The following is an 8,754-nucleotide window of genomic DNA, read 5'->3' as shown; positions in this document are numbered from 1 at the left end:
AGCTAATCCAACGCGGGTCCATCTTATACCACCGGAGTTTTTCACACCGGACCATGCGGTCCTGTGCGCTTATGCGGTATTAGCAGTCATTTCTGACTGTTATCCCCCTGTACAAGGCAGGTTACCCACGCGTTACTCACCCGTCCGCCACTAGAAACCAGCTAAATCTGCCGAAGCTTCTTTAAAAGGTTTCCCGTTCGACTTGCATGTGTTAAGCACGCCGCCAGCGTTCATCCTGAGCCAGGATCAAACTCTCTGATAAAGTGTTTGAATCTTTTACTCAAGACAACCGTTTGGCTATCTCTCGTTTTTACTGCTTTTGGTTTGTTAAAACCGTTCTTTAAAATGTAAAGAAATTTTCGAGAATCGTATGTGTTTCACTGTTTAGTTATCAAGGTTTGTTTTGTCTGTCTCTCAGACAGCTCGTTTATTTTATCTCATCTCTTTTTGTTTGTCAAGTACTTTTTTTAAGTTTTTTCAAACATTTTTGAGTTAAGATTTTGTTGTCGTTTCGTTGACGACTTGGATACTTTATCATATCTTCTGTCTTTTGTCAACTACTTTTTTATTTTTTCTGAAACATGATTTCTTTATCAGTTTCGCAAAAACAATTTGTTTCCAACAACTCTGATAGAATAGCATCTTTTCTTTTTTCTGTCAACATGTTTTTTACAGAATTTTACATTTTTTTCAAAAAACGTGTTTTTGCGTAAAAAACCGCATTCTGCGGACCGTGTAACACCTGAATTCAGGTATTCTTCTGTCTGCAGAATGCGGTTTTATTTAACTTTGATAAAATATTCCCGTAAAAATACGGATAAAGATGTTTTTATCGTAGAGGAAATTCAGCACGGTATCTCCCCGAATCAATCCCAGACCTTTCTGTCCGATTTCTGTGTTACACAAAACTGTCAGCACCAGCATTCCTACCCATACGAAGATAATACACTTTCCTCCGCCAATTACCGCTCCAGCCAGTTTGTTTATCCCACATATGACCGGAAGTTTTGCCAGAATGTCCAGTGCATATGCCAGCACATGAATTAATATTGATGACAATATATACGATACCAGAAAAGAAAGACAGTTTACTGCCACATTTGCAAGATAACCGGAAATATATCCAGCAAATGTATTAACTGCCAGATACTGATATACCGATGCTGTATTGTTTTCACTCATTCCCTTCTGAAGCAGTTCCGGAAGTCCCATATTACTGATCAATTCATTTTGTGTTTCTTCGTCCAGTACCCCATTTCCAGCTGCCAGAGAATCCACGAATGTTTCACTGGAAGTCTGTATTTTTTCATAAACCGATGTATTCTCTCTTAGAAACTGATTAACATAAGGATTAATCAACCATACCAGAACAACGGAAATCAGCACAAGGAGTACAGATACTGCTTCTTTTATAAATCCTTTTCTGTATCCGTCTACTACAGAAAAGGCAAGAAGGACCAGCACAGCCAGTCCCAGCCATGTCCAGCTCATGTCTGCCTCCCTAACTGAATTTTATGGTACTGACTCCGGTATCCAGCACCATAAGATATTTGTTCCAACCGATCTTGAAAAAGTCGCGGATCGTTCCATCAACACTTCCCATATATTTCTGCACACCACGGCTGTTCATCACACAGATCTGAGAACTGTTGTACATGATAATATTATCTCCACTCATTTTTATGGTCGTATATGGAACATTGAAATTCTTGCGGAATTTCAGCTGTCCGCTCATATTATAAACTTCCATTGTATACAGGTCATCTTTATTATTGTTCTTAAACACCAGACCAATTCTGTCATCACTGAAAAATGTACTTACAATCTCCTGCTTTACATTAATTGTTTTGCTTTCTTTTGGAATCTGACTTCCCTGATAAGTAGAAAATCCATCATCACGCAAGGCAATATACTGGTTCGCGCTGATGCACTCTACCTGTGGAATTACTACATTCTCATAAGTATAACCGCTTACAATCCGGTCTGCTTCGTTCTGTCCTACATCTCCATAATTGTAGAATGCCACATAACTTGTGGTTTTGTTTCCGTCTACATACTGGAATGTCACCATCATAACACCATTGTCAGATACTGCCACATCCAGTGGATATCCCGGATCGTCAATCTTGGTAAGATTTTCCGCAACCAGACTTCCATCCGGATTGTAAAAATTAATCCAGGTATTTTCATCATTATCAAGAATCGCCGCAACCATTCCATTCGCCGCAACACGGACTTTTACGATGGAATAGGAAGTGGTAACTGTTCCTGTAATTCCTTTTTTGTCACAGATATACAGAGATGTTCCCTCGCTGTCCGCAATTACCGCTTTGCTTCCGTTTACATCTGCAATAGGGTTCTGCATGGTATACGTTTCATTCCACACGGTATTCATACTGCCATCTACTACGGACACGCCATCCGGACTGTATCTTAAAATATCGCCATCCATTTCCACATACTGGGTGGAAACAACATCCTCCTGCTCACTTGTATTTAATACCTTATAACTGTGATAACTTCTTTTTTCCACAAAAAGAAAAACCAGGCAGACTGCTGCAACAACCGCGGCAACTGCAATCACCTTTTTTCCATTTTTGGAAATCCTACGATGATGGGAGGATTTTCCACGATAAGCGCCTTCCTGCGCTGCCTGTTCCTGTGCCAATTTTGCTTTTTGCTTCATAAGCTTTTTGCGCTTTTGTCGTTTCTGTATTTTTTTTATAATATTCACAACTGTATCCCTTACCTTATCTGTTTTATTTTCCAGTTATTATAGCACAGTTCTTTATGGTAAAACAATTACCTGCCCCGGATAAATGATTTCGTTGGCAGAAATTCCGTTCAATGCACAGATCTGTTCCATCGCCTCCACTGTTCCATAACGATTCAGGCTGATCTGATACAAAGTATCACCAGGACGTATCACATACGTTTCCCTTTTATTTTCTGTTGATGTGACAGTTTCTTCTGCAGAAATTTTTGAATCCGAATTCTTCTTTTCTTCTGAGCTTTTCTGTTTTTTTGTATCTGCCTTATTTATTTCTGCAGATTTCGTAGGAACCGGAACTTTTGTTACCGTTACTGTTGTGCCTGCAATCGGAGTTGCTGTGATTTTTTCCCTGTTCTGCGCTCTTGCGGTCGGTGTCGGTGTCTCCGTCTGAGTCACAATCTCTTCAGCTGTGATTACCGGCGTCATCTGTGCCACAGCTGCGGAAGTTTCGCGGAAATCTTCCGGGATTCCTGCGTTTTCCTGCTGATTCCGATAAAAATTTACACCTGCCACAAGAACAGCCAAAGCCAGACATACTGTAGCAGCATAAGAAAAAACGGAAGTTTTTTCCTCCTCCCGTTCTTCTGGCTTCTTGCTGTCTATAATTTTTCGGAAATTCCTGACAGCCTTGTCCTCCACTTTCTCTGACGTCTCCTGGCCTTTCCTCTGATTTCTTTCAATCATATAGGTCTGCATCTGAGAATTTTTTTCATAATAAATATAATAACCGTTTAATTGAACCATCGTCCCGTTATCATAACGAAAAAAAGCATCTTCCCGTTCTCCTGGTTCCATCAGCATCAGAACTTTTTCCCCTCCAAAATGCCGAAGATGCACTTTTACAAAAAGTTCTGTTATCTCCAATACCATCTGCCGCTGTGCAAAAAACCATCCCACAATTTCCTGCTCCGGAAAATACTGTTCTTTATCATCCTGAAGCTGTTGCCAGACCTTTTCTGAAAAGTCGATATGTTCCGCAGCCGCATCCATAGAATCCGCGGCAATCGCTCCCTTTACAAAAATACAGGTCATATCTGCTGTCCATTGAATCTCTCCGGTAAGCACTGCTGCCATTCCCCGGCCTTCCGCCTTCTCTTCCTCTGCCAGACTGCTGAGAAAAGTGTATACATAGTCTTCCACATAGATTCTATAATCTCCATTCGTCAGACCGATCTGTCTTACGTTTCTCGGCATGGAAAACGGTTCCTGTACGGTTTCCTGATCTTCCTTGTCCTCCTTATAAATGACCTCTATCATCTCATATCACCCCTTCTGTCCCCAAGCATAACACAGTAAAAATGCGGATTTTAGCAGAATGTAAGAGCCTATCCAGAGAATTTAACGACAGATTCCGCATCATGCATATTTTTCCTTTTTTCAGGATATGATAGAGGGAAAAAAGAATCGAGGTTCCCCATGGCTTTTTACATTGATGCCAGAAAAAACGGTTCATCCGGCGAGATTGCTTATCTCTTAAAAAAATGCATCCTTCACTGTCCAAAAAAATGGACTGAAATCGTTTTTCTATGTATCGGCAGTGACCGTGTTACCGGCGATTGCTTAGGCCCATATATTGGACACCTGCTTACGCCACATGAAACCGGGCATATTTTTGTCTACGGTACCCTTTCCTGTCCGGTTCATGCCTTAAACCTGGAAAAAACTTCATCGCTGATCAAAAGATTTCATCCCCATGCCCTTATAATCGCCATAGATGCTTCTCTTGGACAAAAAAAGCACCTGGGCTATGTGACCATTGGAAATGGTGCACTTTACCCAGGTGCTGGTGTTCAGAAAAATCTTCCTCCTGTAGGTGACATTCACATTACCGGCATTGTAAATACCGCCGGGATCATGGAGCATCTTACCTTGCAGACTACACGGCTCTCTACCGTGGTCACTCTGGCGGATGCAATTGCCGGAGGAATCCTGAAGATCCTCCCTGCAGAAGCAGACTTACCTCCTACAGATTACGCGAAATCTTTGATCTGTGTGTAGATACCCTCAGCGTCAAGACCATATTTATGGAGAAGCTCTACAGCCGGTCCGGACTCACCGAATACATCATGAATTCCGATACGTTTTACCGGTACCGGTGCCTTCTCAGCCAGGCACTCGCATACAGCTCCGCCAAGACCACCGATGATGGAATGCTCCTCAACAGTTACAACTTTACCTGTTTCTTTGGCAGCTGCAACAACAAGCTCCTCATCCAGAGGTTTAATGGTATGGATGTTGATTACTTTTGCATCGATTCCGTCTGCTGCAAGCTTCTCAGCTGCTTCAAGAGCCGGTGCAACGCAAAGTCCGTTTGCGATGATGGTAAGATCTTTTCCCTCGCGGAGAACGATGCCCTTACCAAGCTCAAATTTATAATCCGGTCTGTCATTGATAACCGGAACAGCAAGACGTCCGAATCTCATGTATACCGGTCCCTGATGCTCGTAAGCAGCAGCAACCATAGCTTTTGCTTCGATATCATCAGAAGGACTTGCAACGACCATACCCGGAATCACTCTCATCAGGGCAAAATCCTCCAGGCACTGATGTGTGGCGCCATCTTCACCTACAGAAATACCGCCGTGAGTTGCTCCGATCTTTACATTCAGCTTCGGATATCCGATGGAGTTACGAACCTGCTCATAAGCACGTCCTGCTGCAAACATTGCAAAAGTACTTGCAAAGGGAACCTTACCTGTGGAAGCGATTCCTGCTGCAATACCCATCATGTTGCACTCTGCGATACCGCAGTCAATGTGACGCTCCGGGAATTCTTTTTTAAACATACCTGTCTGTGTAGCTGCAGCAAGGTCAGCGTCAAGAACGATAAGATCCTCGTGTTTTTTTCCTAATTCTATGAGGGCACTGCCGTAGCTTGCTCTCGTTGCGATTTTCTTTACTTCTGACATAATGCTTCACCTACCTTCTCCAGATCTTCCATTGCCTGTGCATACTGCTCATCATTCGGAGCTTTTCCGTGCCAGCCTACTGCGTTCTCCATGTAGGAAACGCCTTTACCTTTTACTGTTTTCATGATGATAGCTGTCGGCATACCCTTTGTAGCTCTTGCCTCATCAAAAGCAGCCTTCAGCTGATCCATATCGTTGCCGTCCGCAACATTGATCACATGGAAATTGAAAGCTTCAAATTTCTTGTCGATCGGATACGGGGAGCATACATCTGCAATGTCACCATCGATCTGAAGTCCATTGTTATCTACGATCACAACCAGGTTGTCCAGTTTACGGAAGCCTGCGAACATAGCTGCCTCCCACACCTGGCCTTCCTCGATCTCACCATCACCCAGCAATGTATATACTCGATAGTCATCATTACTGAGTTTGGCAGAAAGAGCCATACCTGCTGCTGCAGAGATTCCCTGACCAAGAGAACCACTGGACATATCAACGCCCGGAATATGCTTCATATCCGGATGTCCCTGAAGATAGGAGCCCAGATGACGAAGTGTTTTCAGATCCTCTTTTGGAAAATATCCTCTCTCTGCAAGTACAGAATAGAGTCCCGGTGCTGTATGTCCTTTGGAAAGAACAAAACGGTCACGGTCTGCCTTCTTAGGATCCTTCGGATCGATGTTCATCTCTTCAAAATATAAATAGGTGAACACGTCTGCTGCAGAAAGGGATCCGCCCGGATGGCCGGCCTTTGCTGCATGGACTGCTGTTACGATATCCTTGCGGACTTCGTTGGCAACTTTCTGAAGTTCTAACTTATCCATGTTATTAATGTCTCCTTTTTAGTGCCCTGCTGTTCACAGGGAATTTGTATATAAAAGAGGTTTCGATCACTCACCGAATACTGCCTTGTAATCAGCCTGGAATTTAGCGATACCTGCATCTGTCAGCGGATGATGTGTCATCTGCTCGATTACTTTGAATGGTACAGTAGCGATATCTGCACCTGCAAGTGCACATGCAGTTACGTGCATTGGATGACGAACGCTTGCTGCGATGATCTCTGTCGGGATATCTGCAACTGCAAACATCTCAGCGATCTGCTGGATCAGCTCAACACCATCTGTGGAGATGTCGTCCAGTCTTCCAAGGAACGGAGATACATATGTAGCACCTGCTCTTGCTGCAAGAAGTGCCTGGTTAGCGGAAAAGATCAGGGTAACGTTTGTCTTGATTCCCTCAGAAGAAAGAACTTTAACTGCTTTCAGTCCCTCTGTTGTCATAGGAATTTTAACAACCATGTTCGGATGGATTGCTGCAATCTCACGTCCCTCACGGATCATCCCCTCTGCATCTGTTGTGGTAGCTTTAACCTCACCGCTGATCGGTCCGTCAACGATAGTTGTGATCTCTTTGATTACTTCGTTGAAGTCTCTTCCCTCTTTGGCGATCAGGGACGGGTTTGTGGTAACACCACAGATAACTCCCATGTCATTTGCTTCTCTGATATCTTCTACTTTCGCTGTGTCGATAAAAAATTTCATTGTTTTTTCCTCCTGTTTTACGTTCGTTCTTTTTCTTGATGATTCCATTATAACAAACTCATTGTGAGGGTCAAGACACTACTTTTTTATTAATAAATATTTTATTAATAAAATGTTGTTTTATTAACAGTGTCTGTCAATTTTTTCACCCAAAACAGCTTATCTCCATTTTTACCGATTTCGAATATCGCTGCAATTACCACTGTTACCACAGTTTTTATTCGAATACGTCATAGAAACTCTCTTTATATATTATTATTAATAATTTATACGCCATTATTTATTTTTCTGCTCGCCGGGCAGGTTTCTGTCCAGTTTTGCATACCCCGTTGTGCGGCGCGTAATCAGTTTCGGGGTATATTCGATATTATACAGACTGGCAGGTCTTTCATCCAGGTAAAATTTATCATTCATATCGATTTTACGGATAATGATGTCGCAGGCATCTCTTCCCTTCAGCGCTACAAAATGATCAATGGTGGTCAGTGAAATCCTGCGGATACTGGAATAAAAAATATTATCACATCCGATGACTGAAACATCCTTTGGCACATGGAGGCGCATCTCATGCAGTGCATCAATGGCACCTATGGCCATCATATCATTCTGGCCTGCGATAGCCGTAAATTTTCTGCCTTCACGGAGAAGCTCCATAGTCAGCTCGTAGCCCATGGCATACTCCGAATCCATTCGCGGGATTTTTCTGTCATTGGACTCATCTGCCGCCTTGATGATCACGTGATCTTTTTTGCCCTCTTTTTCAAACTCGCGGACAAAACCTTCTACACGTTTGGAGCGCTGCCACTGGCGTCTGGTAAGAGGCGGCGTAATAAACGCCACATCGGTATGCCCCAGATCCAGAAGATGCCTGGCCATCAGCCTTCCTACCACCGTATTATCCTGATTGATGGCATCTACTGTGGTTGTTTTTTCCTTGTTGCTGATGATAACAAGGGGCGTTTCTTTTGCGATCTTTTCTACCTGATGCTGAAAATCCGGATGGGGATTGCAGGTATAAATGATTCCTGCCGGCCGCATGGTCTGCATCATACGGAGATATTTTTCTTCCAAACCTGCATCTCGCTGGGTGTTACAGATAAATACCCCGTATCCCTGCTCATTGGCTACGGCCTCGATTCCCTGAAGCAACAGTACATAATAGGGACTGGTGAGTGTGGGGCAGAAAACAACGATCAACTTTTCTTTTCTGTTATCTTTATGTTTCCGACGTCCCGGAAGCTCGTAGCCAAGCTCTCTGGCTGCCTGCTCCACCCGTTCTACGGTTTCTCTTGAAAAGGAAACATTGTATTTCCGGTTCAGCACCATAGATACCGTTGCCTGGGAAACCCCGGCGCGTGCTGCCACATCCGATGAAGTTGCTTTCTTTTTTGCCACCGGCTCACCTCCTAGTATAATAATGATGTAGTCAATCAAGACTACTTGGTTAATAAGTTTCTATAAATCAGATAACAGAAGAAGGGGTTCTTCCTTCATCAGATGTTATCCGTAATAATGATCATGTCTG

General features: G+C 43.2%; 8 protein-coding genes and 1 rRNA gene. 1 reads left to right on the top strand and 8 read right to left on the bottom strand.

All coding sequences use genetic code 11. From position 1 onward, the window contains the following. From KQI39_RS16875 to KQI39_RS16860, 4 genes are all read right to left on the bottom strand, one after another. A 16S ribosomal RNA gene (locus tag KQI39_RS16875) occupies positions 1–262 on the bottom strand; the annotation flags it as partial. Between the two features lie 521 nt (positions 263–783). Next, the gene (locus KQI39_RS16870; RefSeq protein ID WP_148445852.1) at positions 784–1,491 is read right to left on the bottom strand and encodes a CvpA family protein; all 708 of its coding nucleotides are present in this window, start codon (positions 1,489–1,491) and stop codon (positions 784–786) included. 10 nt (positions 1,492–1,501) lie between these two features. Continuing rightward, entirely contained in the window at positions 1,502–2,686 is a 1,185-nt protein-coding gene (locus KQI39_RS16865; protein WP_148445854.1) for a DUF5711 family protein, read from the bottom strand. Between the two features lie 102 nt (positions 2,687–2,788). Further along, on the bottom strand, positions 2,789–4,030 hold the full coding sequence (locus KQI39_RS16860) for a LysM peptidoglycan-binding domain-containing protein (protein WP_173762331.1): 1,242 nt from the start codon (positions 4,028–4,030) through the stop codon (positions 2,789–2,791). Positions 4,031–4,189: 159 nt separating this feature from the next. Between KQI39_RS16860 and yyaC the strand changes: the two genes are divergently transcribed. Continuing rightward, complete coding sequence (gene yyaC, locus KQI39_RS16855) at positions 4,190–4,771, top strand: spore protease YyaC (protein ID WP_148445858.1); 582 nt, start codon at positions 4,190–4,192, stop codon at positions 4,769–4,771. On the opposite strand, the gene KQI39_RS16850 is transcribed toward yyaC, so the two are convergent. The 4 genes from KQI39_RS16850 to KQI39_RS16835 form a co-directional block, all read right to left on the bottom strand. After that, complete coding sequence (locus tag KQI39_RS16850) at positions 4,744–5,682, bottom strand: transketolase family protein (protein ID WP_118062387.1); 939 nt, start codon at positions 5,680–5,682, stop codon at positions 4,744–4,746. The genes yyaC and KQI39_RS16850 overlap by 28 nt on opposite strands. Further along, positions 5,670–6,509: a transketolase gene (locus tag KQI39_RS16845; protein WP_015525669.1), complete on the bottom strand. Its 840-nt coding sequence runs from the start codon at positions 6,507–6,509 to the stop codon at positions 5,670–5,672. The genes KQI39_RS16850 and KQI39_RS16845 overlap by 13 nt, the downstream gene beginning before the upstream one ends. A 66-nt stretch (positions 6,510–6,575) precedes the next feature. Then, entirely contained in the window at positions 6,576–7,229 is a 654-nt protein-coding gene (fsa, locus tag KQI39_RS16840) for a fructose-6-phosphate aldolase (RefSeq protein ID WP_015525668.1), read from the bottom strand. Positions 7,230–7,505: 276 nt separating this feature from the next. Beyond that, a complete protein-coding gene (locus KQI39_RS16835; protein ID WP_148445860.1) occupies positions 7,506–8,624 on the bottom strand; it encodes a LacI family DNA-binding transcriptional regulator in 1,119 nt (372 codons plus the stop codon). Positions 8,625–8,754: the final 130 nt, after the last annotated feature.

The sequence above is a fragment of the Blautia sp. MSJ-36 genome (assembly GCF_018917985.1).
In the GTDB taxonomy this organism is placed as follows: domain Bacteria; phylum Bacillota; class Clostridia; order Lachnospirales; family Lachnospiraceae; genus Blautia_A.
Note: the sequence above shows the minus strand (reverse complement) of the source record. Positions and strands in the feature narration are given on the sequence as shown.